Origin of the sequence: Pseudomonas sp. PDM15, from assembly GCF_014851565.1 — a bacterium.
Taxonomy (GTDB): Bacteria; Pseudomonadota; Gammaproteobacteria; order Pseudomonadales; family Pseudomonadaceae; genus Aquipseudomonas.
The window spans coordinates 423,632-437,591 of sequence record NZ_JACVAA010000001.1 but is presented as its reverse complement, the minus strand read 5'-3'; the positions used below and the strand labels follow the sequence as shown (position 1 = coordinate 437,591).

General features: G+C 66.7%; 17 protein-coding genes. 14 read left to right on the top strand and 3 right to left on the bottom strand.

All coding sequences use genetic code 11. The features are described 5' to 3' along the window. Window positions 1-141: 141 nt before the first annotated feature. The 5 genes from IB232_RS02055 to IB232_RS02035 all read left to right on the top strand — a co-directional run bounded on the left by IB232_RS02055 (window position 142) and on the right by IB232_RS02035 (window position 4,754). The gene (locus IB232_RS02055; RefSeq protein ID WP_192396901.1) at window positions 142-786 is read left to right on the top strand and encodes a TetR/AcrR family transcriptional regulator; all 645 of its coding nucleotides are present in this window, start codon (window positions 142-144) and stop codon (window positions 784-786) included. A gap of 1 nt (window position 787) precedes the next feature. Continuing rightward, window positions 788-1,762, top strand: a complete 975-nt coding sequence (locus IB232_RS02050; protein ID WP_192396900.1) for an HlyD family secretion protein — start codon at window positions 788-790, stop codon at window positions 1,760-1,762. After that, entirely contained in the window at window positions 1,749-2,687 is a 939-nt protein-coding gene (locus IB232_RS02045) for an ABC transporter ATP-binding protein (RefSeq protein ID WP_192396899.1), read from the top strand. Before IB232_RS02050 ends, IB232_RS02045 begins: the two co-directional genes overlap by 14 nt. Then, window positions 2,684-3,769 carry an ABC transporter permease gene (locus IB232_RS02040; RefSeq protein ID WP_192396898.1) on the top strand — a complete coding sequence of 362 codons (1,086 nt, stop codon included), beginning with the start codon at window positions 2,684-2,686 and terminating at the stop codon, window positions 3,767-3,769. Before IB232_RS02045 ends, IB232_RS02040 begins: the two co-directional genes overlap by 4 nt. 91 nt (window positions 3,770-3,860) lie before the next feature. Next, window positions 3,861-4,754: a DUF6279 family lipoprotein gene (locus IB232_RS02035; protein ID WP_192396897.1), complete on the top strand. Its 894-nt coding sequence runs from the start codon at window positions 3,861-3,863 to the stop codon at window positions 4,752-4,754. Here the strand turns inward: IB232_RS02035 and ung are convergent. Beyond that, window positions 4,714-5,412, bottom strand: coding sequence for a uracil-DNA glycosylase (gene ung / locus IB232_RS02030; RefSeq protein WP_192396896.1), 699 nt, complete (start codon window positions 5,410-5,412; stop codon window positions 4,714-4,716). The two genes, IB232_RS02035 and ung, sit on opposite strands and share 41 nt — an antisense overlap. Before the next feature lie 153 nt (window positions 5,413-5,565). Between ung and IB232_RS02025 the strand changes: the two genes are divergently transcribed. After that, window positions 5,566-6,000: a PaaI family thioesterase gene (locus IB232_RS02025; protein WP_192396895.1), complete on the top strand. Its 435-nt coding sequence runs from the start codon at window positions 5,566-5,568 to the stop codon at window positions 5,998-6,000. An 81-nt stretch (window positions 6,001-6,081) separates the two neighbouring features. Next, window positions 6,082-6,924, top strand: a complete 843-nt coding sequence (locus IB232_RS02020; protein WP_192396894.1) for an HDOD domain-containing protein — start codon at window positions 6,082-6,084, stop codon at window positions 6,922-6,924. Window positions 6,925-6,927: 3 nt separating this feature from the next. Here the strand turns inward: IB232_RS02020 and IB232_RS02015 are convergent, their stop codons facing one another. Continuing rightward, window positions 6,928-7,491, bottom strand: coding sequence for a MarR family winged helix-turn-helix transcriptional regulator (locus IB232_RS02015; RefSeq protein WP_192396893.1), 564 nt, complete (start codon window positions 7,489-7,491; stop codon window positions 6,928-6,930). 114 nt (window positions 7,492-7,605) lie between these two features. On the opposite strand from IB232_RS02015, the gene IB232_RS02010 reads away from it, so the two are divergent. From IB232_RS02010 to IB232_RS01995, 4 genes are read left to right on the top strand one after another with little or no spacing between them, the layout of a single operon-like run. Further along, window positions 7,606-7,836 (top strand): thioredoxin family protein, encoded by a 231-nt coding sequence (locus tag IB232_RS02010; RefSeq protein WP_192396892.1) that lies wholly within the window; start codon window positions 7,606-7,608, stop codon window positions 7,834-7,836. A gap of 10 nt (window positions 7,837-7,846) precedes the next feature. Then, entirely contained in the window at window positions 7,847-8,584 is a 738-nt protein-coding gene (locus tag IB232_RS02005) for a hypothetical protein (RefSeq protein WP_192396891.1), read from the top strand. A 1-nt stretch (window position 8,585) separates the two neighbouring features. Beyond that, on the top strand, window positions 8,586-8,840 hold the full coding sequence (locus IB232_RS02000) for a DUF2024 family protein (RefSeq protein WP_192396890.1): 255 nt from the start codon (window positions 8,586-8,588) through the stop codon (window positions 8,838-8,840). Between the two features lie 9 nt (window positions 8,841-8,849). Then, on the top strand, window positions 8,850-9,128 hold the full coding sequence (locus IB232_RS01995; RefSeq protein WP_182834572.1) for a Rho-binding antiterminator: 279 nt from the start codon (window positions 8,850-8,852) through the stop codon (window positions 9,126-9,128). A 31-nt stretch (window positions 9,129-9,159) separates the two neighbouring features. Here the strand turns inward: IB232_RS01995 and IB232_RS01990 are convergent, their stop codons facing one another. After that, on the bottom strand, window positions 9,160-10,065 hold the full coding sequence (locus tag IB232_RS01990) for a LysR substrate-binding domain-containing protein (protein WP_192396889.1): 906 nt from the start codon (window positions 10,063-10,065) through the stop codon (window positions 9,160-9,162). A gap of 129 nt (window positions 10,066-10,194) precedes the next feature. On the opposite strand from IB232_RS01990, the gene IB232_RS01985 reads away from it, so the two are divergent. From IB232_RS01985 to IB232_RS01975, 3 genes are all read left to right on the top strand, one after another. Beyond that, window positions 10,195-11,706: a CoA-acylating methylmalonate-semialdehyde dehydrogenase gene (locus IB232_RS01985; protein WP_192396888.1), complete on the top strand. Its 1,512-nt coding sequence runs from the start codon at window positions 10,195-10,197 to the stop codon at window positions 11,704-11,706. Window positions 11,707-11,767: 61 nt separating this feature from the next. Continuing rightward, complete coding sequence (locus IB232_RS01980; RefSeq protein ID WP_192396887.1) at window positions 11,768-12,931, top strand: isobutyryl-CoA dehydrogenase; 1,164 nt, start codon at window positions 11,768-11,770, stop codon at window positions 12,929-12,931. 140 nt (window positions 12,932-13,071) lie between these two features. Next, window positions 13,072-13,890: an enoyl-CoA hydratase gene (locus tag IB232_RS01975; protein ID WP_192396886.1), complete on the top strand. Its 819-nt coding sequence runs from the start codon at window positions 13,072-13,074 to the stop codon at window positions 13,888-13,890. Window positions 13,891-13,960: the final 70 nt, after the last annotated feature.

Sequence of the window (13,960 nt, the reverse complement as noted above, 5' to 3'; positions counted from 1 at the left end):
TGGGAAGAAGGTAGATGGCTGCAACGAAGCTGACGAAACAACCAGATCTAATTATTAGCCAGCTATCAGTATTCGTCTACCGCCCTCCGATGGACGAACGGCGCTTGCAATTAATTAATCGGATATTTAATTATTGACCCCATGAGCAAACAGACCAGAACCCCACGCGCTCCCGGGCGCCCCGCCGCCGATGCCACGGTGCAACGCGAGCTGCTGTTGAACGTCGCCACCGACCTGTTCTCCCATCAGGGCATCCAGGCCACCAGTCTGCGTGCCATCGCCGAGCGCGCCGGGGTGACTCCGGCCCTGCTCAACTACTACTTCGGCAACAAGGACAAGCTGGTCAACGCCATGGTCGAGGAGCGCTTCCTGCCGCTGGTGATGACCGCCGCCCAGGGCCTGCAGCAGGCCGGCGATGATCCTCTGGCTCTGGTCGAGGCCTTCATTCGCGACATGAGCCGCAACGTCGCCCAGCACCCTTGGATTTCCCAGCTGTGGGTGCGCGAAATCCTCTGCGAGGGCGGCGTATTGCGCGAGCGCCTCATGGACCGCGTCGCCCCGCTGGTGCCCTTGCTGCTGGCGCAGAAGTTCGCCGCCGCCCAGGCCCGCGGCGCGCTCAACCCCGAACTGGACCCGCGCCTGCTAGTGGTTTCGCTGATCGGCCTCACCCTCCTCCCCTACGCGGCCGCGCCGATCTGGCGTGGCGTGTTCGCCAACCCGCAGATCGGCGACGACGCGCTGATCACCCACACGCTCGCCCTGCTCAAGGGCGGCATGGAGCCCTGAGATGTACCGTCTGCCGCTATCTGGCCTGCTGCTGGCCAGCCTGCTCGTTACCAGCCTCACCGGTTGCGACTCCTCCGGCGAACAGCTGCTGGGCACCCTGGAGTGGGACCGCATCGGTGTGCCCGCCGAAGCCTCGGAAACCATTCTCGCCTGGAAGGTCGCCGAGGGTGATCGGGTCGAGGCCGGCCAGCTCCTGCTGGAACTGGACCCACGCCGCCAGGACGCACGCATCGCCCAGGCCCGTGGCGAAGTGGGCCAGGCCGCCGCGCGCCTGGCCGAACTGAGCAACGGCGCCCGCAGCGAGACCATTGATTCCGCCCGCGCCACCCTGGCGCGTAACCGCGCCGAGCTGACCGATGCCGAGCGCAACTTCCAGCGCATCGCGGCCCTTTACCAGCGCAAGCAGGTGGCCATCGCCGAACTGGATCGCTCGCGCGCCGCCCGCGACCAGGCCAGCGCCGCCACCCGCAGCGCCGAGGCGCAGCTTCGCGAGCTGACCAACGGCACCCGCCCGGAGCAGATCGAACAGGCCGCTGCCGCCCTGGATGCCGCCCGCGGCAACCTGGCCCAGCTGGAGGTCGGCCGCGAGCACCTGAGCCTGCGCGCGCCCCGCGCCGGCGTGGTCGATGCCCTGCCGTTCAAGGTCGGCGACCAGCCGCCGGCCGGCGCCGAACTGGTCAGTCTGCTGGTCGGCGAGGCGCCCTACGCCCGCGTGTTCATCCCCGCCAGCATTCGCGCCGAGGTGGAGGTCGGCGATGCCATGCGCATACATGTCGAGGGCATCGAACAGCCCTTCACCGGCCGCGTGCGCAGCATCCGCAGCGAGGCCAGCTTCACCCCCTACTACGCCCTCACCGGCGACGATGCCAGCCGCCTGATGTATCGCGCTGAGGTGGTGCTGGAGGGCGAGGCCGCGCGCCAACTGCCGGCCGGCCTGCCACTGCAGGCCGAGCGAGCCCGCCATGAACGGCAATGAGCTGGTGATCCGCGCCCGCGGCCTGAGCAAGCGCTTCGGCAAGCTTACCGCGGTCGATCACCTCGACCTCTCCGTACCGCGCGCCGAAGTGTTCGGCTTTCTCGGCCCCAACGGCTGCGGCAAGTCCACCACCATCCGCATGCTCTGTGGCCTGCTGCAGCCCAGCGAGGGCGAGGTGGAGGTGCTCGGCTGCCAGATACCCCGCGACGCCGAGGAGCTGAAGCGGCGCATCGGCTACATGACCCAGAAGTTCTCGCTCTACGAAGACCTGACGGTGCAGGAGAACCTGGAATTCCTCGCTGCCGTGCAGGGCATCGGCCGCCGCGAAACCCGCCAGCGCATCGACGAACTGCTGGAGCGCTACTGGCTTACAGACCGTCGCAAGCAAATGGCCGGCACCATGAGCGGCGGCCAGAAGCAGCGCCTGGCCCTGGCTGGCGCCGTGCTGCACAAACCCGACCTGCTGCTGCTCGACGAACCGACCAGCGCGGTCGATCCACAGTCGCGCCGCGAGTTCTGGGACTCACTGTTCGAGCTGGCCGAGGAAGGCACCACCCTGCTGGTGTCCACCCACTACATGGACGAAGCCGAGCGCTGCACCCGCCTGGGGATTCTCGACGCCGGCCGCCTGGTGGCCGACGGCAGCCCGCGCGAGCTGATGGACGCCCTGCCCGGCCACCCGCTGCTGATCGAATGCGCCCAGCCGCGCGCAGCCCAGCGCGCCCTGCAGGGCCATCAGGAAGTACTGGCCAGCGCGCAGATCGGCGCCACCCTGCGCGTGCTTTGTGCCAGTGAGAACGCCCGCGACGACATCGCCGCCACCCTGCGCCGCGCCGGCGTCGAGGCCGAACTGCGCGACGGCGAGGCCAACCTGGAAGACGTGTTCGTCGCCGTCACCCGCAAGCCGCTGGAGGCCACGCCATGAACCTGCGTCGCATGGGCGCCGTCGTGCTCAAGGAGCTGCGCCAGCTGCGCCGCGACAAGCTGACCTTCGTCATGATCGCCGGCGTACCGCTGCTGCAACTGGTGCTGTTCGGCTACGCCATCAACATGGACGTGCGCGGCATCGAGGCAGCCGTGCTGGACCAGGCCAACACCGCGCAGTCGCGCGAGGCGGTGGCGGAGATCGCCTCCAGCCAGGTGATCGAGGTGAAGTACCGGCTGGACAACCCACAGCAGATCGACCAACTGATGCGCCAGGGCCGGATCAGCGCGGCCCTGGTGGTGCCACGCGACTTCGACACGCGCCTGCAGCGCCACGACCCCACCCGTCCGCCCTTGCAACTGGTGGTGGATGGCTCCGACCAGAGCGTCCAGGCCTCGGCCCGGCAGCTGGCGGCCTTCCCCCTCGCCGGCTGGAGCGGTGTGCCGGGAGTCGAGGTGGTCAACTTCTACAACCCGGAACGCCTGGCGCCGCTGAACACCGTGCCCGGCCTGCTCGGGGTGATCCTGACCATGACCATGGTGATGTTCACCGCCGTGGCGCTGGTCCGCGAGCGCGAACACGGCAACCTGGAGCTGCTGATCGCCACCCCGGTGTCGCCCTGGGAACTGACCATCGGCAAGGTCCTGCCCTTCGTCGGCATCGGCCTGATCCAGGTCTCGGTGATCCTGGTGGTCAGCCACTGGATGTTCGCCGTGCCGGTGCGCGGCTCGCTGCTAGACCTGTACGGCGCCTCGCTGCTGTTCATCATCGCCAGCCTGGCGCTGGGCGTGTGGCTGTCCACCCTGGCCAGCACCCAGTTCCAGGCCATGCAGCTGGCCTTCTTCACCTTCCTGCCGCAGATCCTGCTGTCCGGCTTCATGTTCCCCTTCGCCGGCATGCCCAAGGTGGCGCAGTGGATCGCCGAGCTGATGCCGCTGACCCACTACCTGCGCCTGTCGCGCGGCATCATGCTGCGTGAGGCCGGGTTGCTTGAACTGAGGCTGGAGATGCTGATCCTAATAGTGTTCTGCGTGGCTCTGCTGGGCCTGGCGGTGTCGCGCATCCACAAACGCCTGGACTGAGGCCCAAGTTTTTAGCGGATGTGTCGTCGTCATGTTGCGGCCATCCGCACGCACTATGCTCGGCCCCAGGCTAACGAAGACGAGGCCTGCCATGCGACGAAGACTCTCTGCCCTGCCCCTGCTCGTGCTGCTGGCCGGCATCACCCTGCTGACCGCCTGCAGCCGCCTCGACCTGGCCTACCGCAACCTCGACTGGTTGCTGACCTGGCGCATCGACAGCTACCTCGACCTCAACGCCGAACAAAAGGCCTGGCTCAAGCCGCGCCTGGACCAGCACCTGGCCTGGCACTGCAGCACCCAGCTGCCGCAACTGGCCAGCTGGCTGGACCAGGACCGCGCCGATCTGGCTGCTGGCAAGCTGGATGCCGCCCACCTGATGGCCCGTTTCGGCGACCTGCGCGATTCCCTCGGCACGGTCTCCAGCGAGATCAGCCCGACCGCCGCCGGCCTGCTGCAACAGCTCAGCCCGCAGCAGGTGCAGCAGCTGCGCGAGTCGATGGCCAAGGAGAACGAGAAGCTGCGCCGCGAATTCGTCGAACCGCCACTGGCCAAGCAGATCGCCAAGCGCCGCGAGACCACCGAGGAACGCCTGGAGCCCTGGCTCGGCGAGCTGGACAAGCAGCAGCAGGCCCTGGTGCAAAGCTGGGCGGCACGACGCGGCGAACAGAACCGCCTGTGGCTGGATAGCCGCGAGCGCTGGCAGGCAGCGCTACTGCAGGAACTGGAAGGCCGCCGCAGCGCCGACTTCCCGCAACGCATCGAGGCGCTGTTGCGCGACCGCCAGAGCTACTGGAGCGAGGACTACCGGCGCTCGTTCGCCGATAGCGAGCGCAGCCTGGCGCGGCTGCTAGACCAGTTGATCGCCAGTGCCAGCCCTGCCCAACGCCAGCAGCTCGGCGAGCGCCTGGGCGCCCTGCGCGAGGATATCGCCGGACTGGAATGCGCTACGCCTGGAGGGGAGGCAGTCGCCAGTCGATCGGAGTGAGGCCGCACTGCTCCAGGTACTTGTTGGTGCGACTGAAGTGGCCGTTGCCGAGGAAGCCGCGATAGGCAGACAGCGGCGACGGGTGCGCCGACTTCAACACCAGATGGCGCGTGCTGTCGATCAGCTTCTGCTTGCTCTGCGCGTGCGCGCCCCAGAGCAGGAACACCAGGTTGCCCGGCCGCGCATTGACCACCTCGATCACCTTGTCGGTGAACGGCTGCCAACCCTTGTCGGCGTGCGAGCCGGCGCTGGCCTGCTGCACGGTCAGCGAGGTGTTGAGCAACAGCACGCCCTGTTCGGCCCAGCTCTGCAGGTAGCCGTGCTCGGGAATATCGATGTTCAGGTCGCGCTTCAACTCCTTGAAGATGTTCACCAGCGACGGCGGCGCCGGCACCCCCGGTTGCACAGAGAAGCACAGGCCATGGGCCTGGCCCGGCCCGTGGTACGGGTCCTGGCCGATGACCACCACCTTGACCTGATCCAGAGGTGTGGAATTCAGCGCATTGAAGATCATCGGTCCCGGCGGGTAGATCACCTTGCCGGCGGCCTTCTCGGCACGCAGGAACTCGCTCAGCTCGCGCATGTAGGGCTTGTCGAACTCCTCGCGCAGGGCTTCCTTCCAGCCCGGTTCGAGTTTGATGCGGTCGTCGGCGCTCATGCGGCTTTCCTGCTGAAAAACGAAAACGGCACGCTAGGGAAGGCACCGGGGCAAGTCAAGGCTGATGCCGCGCCATCACGCCGCTGGATACGCATGGCGGTGCCGCGCGAGCCGACCAAGACTGCAAGCTCCCACTGCCGAGGAGCACGGATCATGAACACCACCGAGACCGGAGCCGAGACCGCAACAGGCATCAGCCGCGAACGTCTGGAGCAGGCGCTGCAGCACTCCACCTTCGCCCAGCTGCTGGGCGCCGAACTGCTCGACTTCGCGCCGGGCAAGGTCAGCCTGCAGGTGCATAGCCGGCCGGACCTGTGCCAGCACCATGGCTACATGCACGGTGCGGTGGTCGGCTTCATGGTCGACAGCGGCTGCGCCTGGGCGGCGGCCTCGATGGTCGGCGATGTGGTCACCAGCGAGTACAAGCTCAACCTGTTGGCGCCGGCCCTGGGCGAACGCCTGATCTGCCGCAGCGAAGTGCTCAAGGCCGGCCAGCGCCAGGCGGTGTGCCGCGCCGACGTGTTCGCGGTAAAGGATGGGACGGAGAAGCTGATCGCCACCGGCCTGGCGACCATCGCCCGGGTGTGAACACGCAGTCCGTCCGATCACCCTTGGCCCGGTGGCGATGCCCACTAGGCTTAGGGTGGAACAACGGACGGAGATCACTCCATGGATGAGCATCCAACTGGTCTGAAGTTTTCGCTCTACTTCAATTTCCTCAAGGGCAACGCCAAGGTCCCGCAGATGCCCGAGACCTCGCTGCGCCTGCGCGAGCTGCTGGCCTCCGAGCGAGCCTCGCTGGAGCAGGTGACGCGGCTGCTGCACAGCAACCCGCCCCTGGCCGCCTACCTGCTGCAGTTCGCCGAAAGCCCGCTGCTGCGCGGCAGCCGGCCGGGAATCAGCCTGCAGGAAGTGATCTCGCGCCTCGGCCTGCAGCGCCTGAACAACCTGGTGCTGACCTTCACCATCCACCACCTGTTCACCCAGAACGACCCGGTGCTGCTCAAGGTGTTCCGTGCGCGCTGGAATGCCTCGCTGCTGTGCGCAGCCTACAGCGCCTGCCTGGCCCAGGAGCTGACGCGCCTGCCGCTGGAAGACGCCATGCTGGCCGGGCTGGTACAGGATATCGGAAGCCTCCCGGTGATCGACGAGGTGCAGAGCTGGTACGGCAAGGTGCCGACGGAGGCGGAGCTGCTGACGCTGTGCGACGAGCTGTCGGCAGATGTCGGGGTGATCGTGCTGACCAGCTGGAACCTACCGCAGCCGCTCATCGAATGCGCCCGCCTGCGCGCCCAGTGGGACCGCAACCACCCGCCCCCCGCCGACCTGATCGACGTGGTGCAGGTCGCGCGCTGCCTGGCGTCGGGCGGTGACGAGCTGATGGTCCAGCTACCAGCCTGGCAACAGCTGGTCGGCCAGGGCGCCGAAGCCCTCACCCCGTCACAGCTGCGCGACAACATCGGCGAGCCCGTGCGTTTCTGGTTCAAGCTGCTCGGCGGCAAGAACGCCTGAGGCCTAGGCCGCCTGCGGCTGGTGCTCCCGGCAGATCAGCTCGACCTCCGCCGGCAACAGCGGCTCCTGGGTCAGACCACAGAACGGCGCCCCGTCACGCTGCTGGTGGAAACGGCAGGTGCGGCAAAGGCCGAAGCCCGGCACGTCCTCGTTGCGCTGGATCTGCCGTAGCAGGTCGCCGAACAACTCCTCCAGCGCCTGCGCGCGCTCGCCCATCTGCGCAAGCGCCGCCACCAGGAACTGCGGCGGAGCGACGGCCGCCAGCAGCTCGCGCGCCGGTGCGGTCAGCTGCAGATGCACGCTGCGCCGGTCATGCGGGTCCTGCACCTTCTCGATCAGCCCCTTGGCCTCCAGCGCCTTGAGCGACTGCGACACTGTGCCCTTGGTCAGGCCCAGGTAGTCGGTCACCGCCAACGGCGTATTGGAGTAGCGGTTGCAGCGCGACAGGTAGATCAGCGCGCTGACCTGGATCGGCTGCAACTCTGCCAGCAGCGGGTGCTGGCGGTTCCAGATACGCATCAGGCTGGTCAGGCGCTCGAGCAGGTCGAAGAGGTTCGTGGCAGTCATATCATCACTCCTGTCGAAATATAGTATCGACTAAAAACCATATTGACAAAGAGCGCAGCGGTAGTAGCCTTCGCATCAGTATCGATTCGATACCAATTCTAAAGGAGACTTGAAATGACTACCGCACGCTTCTACCACGCCGGCTGCCCCGTTTGCGTCTCGGCCGAACAGACCCTGCTCAACCTGCTCGATCCCCAAGTGAAGGTCGAGGTCGTCCACCTCGGCGACCAGAAGCAGCGTGTCGCCGAGGCCGAACAGGCTGGCGTCAAGTCGGTGCCCGCACTGGTGGTCGATGGCCAGGTGCTGCACCTGAACTTCGGCGCCTCCATCGACGACCTCAAATAAGGAGCCGACCATGAAAGCCCCCTTCGCTTTCGCGCTCACCGCGCTCCTCGCCAGCCAGGCCTGGGCCCATGGCCCGGGCGGCATCCACAGCGAAAAGACCGCCAAGGTCGACGCCGCCTTCGACCTTGTGCACACCCGTGTATTCAAGGACGGCAGCGACCTGGTGTTCGAACAGCTGGTCGACGGCAAGGCCGGTAGCCGCGTGCCGTCCGCCAAGGGCAGCTTCGCCGCCGCCGAGGTGTACAGCTACGTCTGGCCAACCAGCCTGGACGCCGGCAGCGTCGGCTTCGAGCAGGGCTCGGGCATCCTCGCCCTGGCGCTGACCTCGCACCCGGACTTCGACGACACCCCGCAGCTGGACGAAAACCATGATGGCAAGCAGGACAACGACGGCGGTCTCTGGCACTCGCACTGGGTGGTGCTGACCAAGGACGCCAGCTGCGGTCCGTCCGGCCTCAAGGTGCGCGATATCCCCGAGGGCGCCAAACCCAAGCTGCCGGCCACCTGGCCCGGCGCGCCGATCTACATCGACTCGCCCGGCTATGACCTGAGCGTGCAGGACGATGCTGCGCGCATCCGCGTACCGCTGGCCGCCGTCGGCTTCCCGCAGAGCTTCAACTACGACGGCGTAACGGCCGCCCTGCAGGTCAATGCCGATCTGCACAACCCGCTGCTGTGCGTCTCCAGCGTATGGGATGTGGCATCCGGCGACCTGTCGCTGCCGGCCACCTGGAAAGAGGAGAAATGACATGAACGTGAAAGTGTTCGACACCCATGTGCGCACACTCGATGGTGGTTACCTACACTTCGACGTGCTCATCGAAGGCAACGACCAAGACCTGGCCACCCGCTATGCCCGCGAATGGCTCGCCAGCCGCGGCGTGGAGGATGCGGACGTCTCGCAGAGCCGCTGCCAGTTCTGCCACAGCGAACCAGCCCACCCCGAAGTCGCCGCGGCCATCGCCCAGCAGGGCTACTTCATCATCCCGCTACAGGGTTGCTAGGAGGACACCATGAACACGTATCAGCCCCTGAACTGCGATCTGCACGACTTTCTGGAGATCGCTTGCATGCATGGCTACCGCCTGCAGGTCGAGCTGGTCGAGGGTCCGAGCTTCGTGGCCAGGGCGCTGGATACGCGCACGGCCCCAAGCAAGGAAGAATTCCTCGTGCTGCAGACCGACGAAGGCAAGCAGGAGGTGCGTCTCGACCAACTGCTGGCCATCACCCCGCTCGACCCCGGCGCCAGTTTCGGCCGGGTGGAACTGGCCGGGATGATCTGCTCGATCTGAGCATGTGGCGGCGCCAAACGGCGCCGCTGCCTCATGTTCGGAGAACCCCCTCCCCCATCATCACCGCCGTACTCGTCTGCGCCATCTCGCGCAGGAAGTTCCAGGTGGCCTGCATCCGCGCAATACCCTTGAGTTCGGTCGGCATCAGCATCCAGAAAGTACGGATGAACTTCACCTCCTCGCCCAGCACCCGCTGCAGGCGCGGGTCGGCGTCGGCGGCGAAGGACGGCAGGATGGCGATGCCGGCACCGGCGGCGGCCGCCTGTTGCTGGATAAGGATGCTGGTGCTGCGCAGCGGCACGTGGTTGGGCTTGCCCAGCTCGTCCAGGTAGAGCAGCTCCTTGCTGTACAGCAGATCGTCGATGTAGCTGACGAAGCCATGCTCGCGCAGGTCGTCGCGGCTGCGGATCGGCCCATGCCGCGCCAGGTAGTCCGGCGAGGCGTACAGGCGAAGGCAGTAGTCGGTCAGCTTGGTGATGATGAACGGGCCGCGCTCGGGCCGGTCCAGGGTGATGACGATGTCCGCCTCGCGGCGCGACAGCTGCAGCATGCGCGGCGCCGCCAGCAGGTCGATACCCAGGTTGGGATGGCGGTGGATCAGCTCGGCCAGCTGCGGTGCCAGCATCATCGCGCCATAGCCCTCGGTGACGCCGATGCGCACCAGGCCGGACAGCCCCTCCTTGGGCGTCTGCCGCGCCCGCTCGATGCCGCTGAAGGCGCTTTCCATGGTTTCCGCCTGAGGCAGCAGGTTGCGCCCGGCCTCGGTCAGGCTGTAACCGGCGGCGCTGCGCAGGAACAGCTGGGTTTCCAGGCTCTTCTCCAGCGCCTGGATGCGTCGCGCCACCGTGGTGTGGTCGACGCCCAGACGGCGGGCGGCGACCGTCAGCTTGCCGCCGCGGGACAGTTCGAGGAAATAGCGCAGGTTGTCCCAGTCCACAGCGATGCCCTGTTGTGCAAAAACGCAGAATACACTTGCAAATAACCCCGTTGCCACTGGCAAAAATGCACTGCTAGCATCGACTGCAACAGGCTCGCCGAGCCCTTTCGCACTTGGCAGGAACGCACGATGACAACCCAAGCAAGCGCAGTCCCTACGATCAAACTGCTGATCGGCGGCGAATTCGTCGAATCCAAGACCAGCCAGTGGCGCGACGTGGTCAACCCGGCCACCCAGCAGGTGCTGGCTCGCGTGCCCTTCGCCACGCCCGAGGAAATGAATGCCGCCATCGCCGCCGCCAAGGGCGCTTTCAAGACCTGGCGCAAGACGCCGATCGGTGCCCGCGCGCGGATCTTCCTCAAGTACCAGCAGCTGATCCGAGACAACATCAAGGAGCTGGCCGCCATCCTCACCGCCGAGCAGGGCAAGACTCTGGCCGACGCCGAAGGCGACGTGTTCCGCGGCCTGGAAGTGGTCGAGCACTCCGCCAACATCGGCAACCTGCAGATGGGCGAGCTGGCCAACAACGTGGCCGCCGGGGTCGACACCTACACCCTGCAGCAGCCGCTGGGAGTGTGCGCCGGCATCACCCCGTTCAACTTCCCGGCGATGATCCCGCTGTGGATGTTCCCCATGGCCATCGCCTGCGGCAATACCTTCGTCCTCAAGCCGTCCGAGCAGGATCCGATGGTGACCATGCGCCTGGTCGAGCTGGCCATCGAGGCCGGCATTCCGGCCGGTGTGCTCAACGTGATCCACGGTGGCGCCGATGCGGTGAACCTGCTCTGCGATCACCCGGACATCAAGGCCGTGTCCTTCGTCGGCTCGACCAAGGTCGGCACCCACGTCTACAACCGCGCCACCGCCAACGGCAAGCGTGCCCAGTGCATGATGGGCGCGAAGAACCACGCCATCGTCATGCCCGATGCACCGCGCCAGCAGACCCTCAACAACCTGGTCGGCGCTGCCTTCGGTGCCGCCGGCCAGCGCTGCATGGCCCTGTCGGTGGTGATCCTGGTCGGCGAGGCGCAGCAGTGGCTGCCCGAGCTGGTAGAGAAGGCCAAGACCCTGAAGATCGGCGCCGGCTCAGAGCCGGGTACCGACGTCGGTCCGGTGGTGTCCTGCGCCGCTCTGGATCGCGTTGGCGGGCTGATCGCCAAGGGTGTCGGCGAAGGCGCCAAGCTCGAACTGGACGGACGCAATCCGCAGGTGCCGGGGTACGAGAACGGCAACTTCGTCGGCCCGACCATCTTCTCCGGCGTGACCGCGGCGATGAGCGTGTACCAGGAGGAGATCTTCGGCCCGGCGCTGTGCGTGATGCATGCCGCGACCCTGGACGAAGCCATCGAGATCATCAACGCCAACCCGAACGGCAACGGCACCGCCATTTTCACCCGCTCCGGCGCCGCCGCCCGGCACTTCCAGGAAGAGATCGACGTCGGCCAAGTCGGCATCAACGTGCCGATTCCGGTGCCGGTGCCGCTGTTCTCCTTCAGCGGCTCGCGCGGCTCCAAGCTCGGCGACCTGGGCCCCTACGGCAAGCAGGTGGTGCTCTTCTACACCCAGACCAAGACCGTGACCCAGCGCTGGCTGGACGAGGACGAAGTCGGCCAGGTCAATACCACCATCACCCTGAAGTGATGGCGCGGGCGGGGAGCAACAGCTGCCCCGCGCCGCTTCCGCAACAGCGCGAGGAGCCGTAATGGATTTCGAACTCGACGACGAACAACGCCTGCTGGTCGACAGCGCCCGAGCCTTCGCCGCACGGGAACTGGCACCGCACGCCGCCGACTGGGACCGCGAGCACCACTTCCCGGTTGAGGTGATCCGCCGCGCCGCCGAGCAAGGCTACCTGGCCCTGTATCTGAAGGAAGAAGACGGTGGCCTCGGCCTGTCGCGCCTGACCAGTTCGCTGATCTTCGAGCAGCTGGCCGCCGGCTGCGTGGCCACCACGGCCTACATCACCATCCACAATATGGCCACCTGGATGTTGGCGAGCTTCGCCGATGACGCCCTGAAGTCGCAGTACCTGCCGGGGCTGACCAGCGGCGAGCTGCTGGCCTCCTACTGCCTGACCGAGCCGGACGCCGGTTCCGACGCCGCCCACCTGCGCAGCCGCGCACGCCGCGATGGCGACGACTACGTGCTGGACGGCAGCAAGTGCTTTATCTCCGGCGCTGGATCGACCGATGTATTGATCGTCATGGCACGCACCGGCGAAGACGGCGCCAAGGGCATCTCCTGCTTCCTGGTGCCGGCCAATGCCGAGGGCGTGAAGTACGGACGCAACGAGGACAAGATGGGCTGGAAGGCCCAGCCGACCCGCACCATCACCTTCGAGGGCGTGCGCATCCCGGCCGGCAACCGCATCGGCCCCGAGGGCCAGGGCTTCGTCTACGCCATGAAGGGCCTGGACGGCGGACGCCTGAACATTGCCAGCTGCTCGCTGGGCGCGGCCCAGGCAGCGCTGGAGCAGAGCCTGCGCTACGTCGAGGAACGCAAGCAGTTCGGCAAGGCACTGGCCGAGTTCCAGGCCCTGCAGTTCAAGCTGGCCGATATGCTCACCGATCTGACGGCGAGCCGGCAGATGGTGCGCCTGGCCGCCCACAAACTCGACCACGGCCACGCCGAGGCCGCGCTGTACTGCGCCATGGCCAAGCGCTTCGCCACCGACCACTGTTTCGCCCTGTGCAACGAGGCGCTGCAACTTCACGGCGGCTACGGCTATCTCAACGACTACCCGCTGGAACGCTGGGTGCGTGACAGCCGGGTACACCAGATACTGGAAGGCACCAACGAGATCATGCGGGTGATCGTCTCCCGCCGCCTGCTGGACCAGGGCGGCATGCTCGATCGCCTGCTGTAATCAGCTTTTAGTCCCTCTCCCTCCGGGAGAGGGTTAGGGTGAGGGAGCGAGTCGTTCCACAGCCCCTCACCCTACGCGGGGCCGCCCCGCCCTCTCCCAAGGGGAAAGGGGAAAGGGGAAACACTATTACGAGGACCGTTATGAGCAACGCCATCGAACCCTACAACCCCGGCATGTTCGACCTGACCCACAAGCTGACGGTGGAAAAGCACGGCCACACCGCGCTGATCACCATCAATCACCCGCCGGCCAACACCTGGGACCGCGACTCGCTGATCGGCCTCAAGCAGGTGGTCGAGCATCTCAATCGCGACGACGATATCTACGCCCTGGTGGTGACCGGCCAGGGCAGCAAATTCTTCAGCGCCGGCGCCGACCTCAACCTGTTCGCCGACGGCGACAAGGCCCGCGCCCGTGAGATGGCCCGCCGCTTCGGCGAGGCCTTCGAGACCCTGCGCGATTTCCGTGGCGTGTCCATCGCCGCGATCAACGGCTACGCCATGGGCGGTGGCCTGGAATGCGCCCTGGCCTGCGATATCCGCATCGCCGAACGGCAATCCCAACTGGCCCTGCCGGAGGCCACCGTCGGCCTGCTGCCCTGCGCCGGCGGCACGCAGAACCTGCCCTGGCTGGTGGGCGAAGGCTGGGCCAAACGCATGATCCTCTGCGGCGAGCGCATCGACGCCGAGACCGCCCTGCGCATCGGCCTGGTCGAGCAGGTGGTGGACAGCGGCGAGGCCCGCGGCACCGCCCTGTTGCTGGCAGCCAAGGTGGCGCGGCAGAGCCCGGTGGCGGTGCGCACCATCAAGCCGCTGATCCAGGGCGCCCGCGAGCGCGGCCCGAATGGCTGGCTGAGCGAGGAGCGCGAGCGCTTCGTCGATCTGTTCGATGCCGACGACACCCGCGAAGGCGTCAACGCCTTCCTGGAAAAACGCGACGCCCACTGGCGCAACAAGTAGAACCTTAGGAGCGAGCTCTGCTCGCGAACAGTACGTAGCGCCTGGTTCGCGAGCAGAGCTCGCTCCTACA

Bases quoted from the DNA above. Each gene is read 5' to 3' on its own strand.
- IB232_RS02055 (WP_192396901.1), top strand. From the start codon at position 142: ATGAGCAAACAGACCAGAACCCCACGCGCTCCCGGGCGCCCCGCCGCC.
- IB232_RS02050 (WP_192396900.1), top strand. From the start codon at position 788: ATGTACCGTCTGCCGCTATCTGGCCTGCTGCTGGCCAGCCTGCTCGTT.
- IB232_RS02045 (WP_192396899.1), top strand. From the start codon at position 1,749: ATGAACGGCAATGAGCTGGTGATCCGCGCCCGCGGCCTGAGCAAGCGC.
- IB232_RS02040 (WP_192396898.1), top strand. From the start codon at position 2,684: ATGAACCTGCGTCGCATGGGCGCCGTCGTGCTCAAGGAGCTGCGCCAG.
- IB232_RS02035 (WP_192396897.1), top strand. From the start codon at position 3,861: ATGCGACGAAGACTCTCTGCCCTGCCCCTGCTCGTGCTGCTGGCCGGC.
- ung (WP_192396896.1), bottom strand. From the start codon at position 5,412: ATGAGCGCCGACGACCGCATCAAACTCGAACCGGGCTGGAAGGAAGCC.
- IB232_RS02025 (WP_192396895.1), top strand. From the start codon at position 5,566: ATGAACACCACCGAGACCGGAGCCGAGACCGCAACAGGCATCAGCCGC.
- IB232_RS02020 (WP_192396894.1), top strand. From the start codon at position 6,082: ATGGATGAGCATCCAACTGGTCTGAAGTTTTCGCTCTACTTCAATTTC.
- IB232_RS02015 (WP_192396893.1), bottom strand. From the start codon at position 7,491: ATGACTGCCACGAACCTCTTCGACCTGCTCGAGCGCCTGACCAGCCTG.
- IB232_RS02010 (WP_192396892.1), top strand. From the start codon at position 7,606: ATGACTACCGCACGCTTCTACCACGCCGGCTGCCCCGTTTGCGTCTCG.
- IB232_RS02005 (WP_192396891.1), top strand. From the start codon at position 7,847: ATGAAAGCCCCCTTCGCTTTCGCGCTCACCGCGCTCCTCGCCAGCCAG.
- IB232_RS02000 (WP_192396890.1), top strand. From the start codon at position 8,586: ATGAACGTGAAAGTGTTCGACACCCATGTGCGCACACTCGATGGTGGT.
- IB232_RS01995 (WP_182834572.1), top strand. From the start codon at position 8,850: ATGAACACGTATCAGCCCCTGAACTGCGATCTGCACGACTTTCTGGAG.
- IB232_RS01985 (WP_192396888.1), top strand. From the start codon at position 10,195: ATGACAACCCAAGCAAGCGCAGTCCCTACGATCAAACTGCTGATCGGC.
- IB232_RS01980 (WP_192396887.1), top strand. From the start codon at position 11,768: ATGGATTTCGAACTCGACGACGAACAACGCCTGCTGGTCGACAGCGCC.
- IB232_RS01975 (WP_192396886.1), top strand. From the start codon at position 13,072: ATGAGCAACGCCATCGAACCCTACAACCCCGGCATGTTCGACCTGACC.